The organism is Halobacillus sp. BBL2006, assembly GCF_000786645.1.
Taxonomy (GTDB): Bacteria; Bacillota; Bacilli; order Bacillales; family Halobacillaceae; genus Halobacillus.
The window spans coordinates 1-1,224 of sequence record NZ_JRNX01000128.1 but is presented as its reverse complement, the minus strand read 5'-3'; the positions used below and the strand labels follow the sequence as shown (position 1 = coordinate 1,224).

At 44.4% G+C, this 1,224-nt stretch carries 1 protein-coding gene and 1 pseudogene; one reads left to right on the top strand and one right to left on the bottom strand.

The window, feature by feature from the left end:
• A pseudogene (locus tag LD39_RS23455) lies at positions 1-76 on the top strand (VOC family protein); the annotation flags it as partial.
• A 431-nt stretch (positions 77-507) separates the two neighbouring features.
• On the opposite strand, the gene LD39_RS04685 reads toward LD39_RS23455, so the two are convergent.
• The coding region (locus LD39_RS04685; protein ID WP_035543422.1) for an iron-containing alcohol dehydrogenase family protein at positions 508-1,224 on the bottom strand (717 nt) is incomplete at its 5' end.

The following is a 1,224-nucleotide window of genomic DNA, read 5'->3' as shown; positions in this document are numbered from 1 at the left end:
GGCTTGGCAGGGATACTTTTTTGATACCGAAGGAAATATTTTTGGTGTTCACCAACCAGATAAAAATGCCAAGTAACCTCCCCGTGTTCGTGAAATTTCAAGCGGCTGGGACAGAAGTGTTTTAGCCATTCTAAAAATCGAACGATGGTGAAATTCTTATGATAAGATTTTACCATCGTTCGGTTTTTTATGGTAGATTAGCGCAACATGTCCAATTCCTGCTATTACTTCGGGCATTTGTCTTGTAAGGTGGAAGGATGACCGTTCCGACAGAATGCATCGCTTTCCGCGAGCACGGCTTCAGCCGCCCGCGAAAAGCGGAGTGTATTTCCGAAGCGGTCATTCAGAGCCATCGATTACTTCTAAATTTCCCTACCCTTAGTCGTTCGTCTTTAGATTGGATGTTTATAATTATGTCCAACCCCTTTTATTCTCTTGAAAGAAATTGATCCTTTGTAAGGTTTCTCTTTTTAAAAAAAGGACCCAGTCAGATCCCCTTTTGAGCATTCAATTTAAAATATATTCGAGTACTTCATCTTCTTCTAGAAAGGTCAATGCTTTCTCACGATACACTTCTTCATGAAGAAACGTGTGGCGGTTCGGCTTGATGAGGGGACTTTTTTCAATCGCCAGCTGGAAGTCATGCCTTCTTATCCCCAGGGACTTCACATATTCGAAAAACCCTGTACGGCTGAATACCTTTTGCATGCGTTCCGCTCGATGTTCCTGCACATTTGCCACAATGTAAGTAGCGATACCGACCTGAATTCCATGCATCTGAGGGTGCTCTGCATACTTATCAAGAGCGTGAGAAACAAGGTGTTCCGACCCGCTGATGGGAGCGCTGTTACCACTGATGACTGTCGCCACTCCTCCCATCGTCAAGGAGCTGACAAGTTCTTTTAAAAACGTAGGGTTCTTTATGTCCTGCATCGGCGTTCGTATAAAACTATTCACGGCTTTTTTACTCAACATAGAAGCAAACGCATTAACATGACCGACACCACGGGATTCTTCATATTCCCAGTCGTAAAGGGCGGTGATATTCGACATTAAATCACCGACGCCAGCCAGAATAAATTTATCAGGGGCGTGCTGAATGATATCGAGGTCGGCCACGATTCCATAAGGAACTTTGGCTGGAACGGTCGTTTTTCTTCCTTCAATGAGTAAAGAACAGTTGCTGCTCGCAAAGCCGTCATTGGATGCGGAGGTTGGGACACT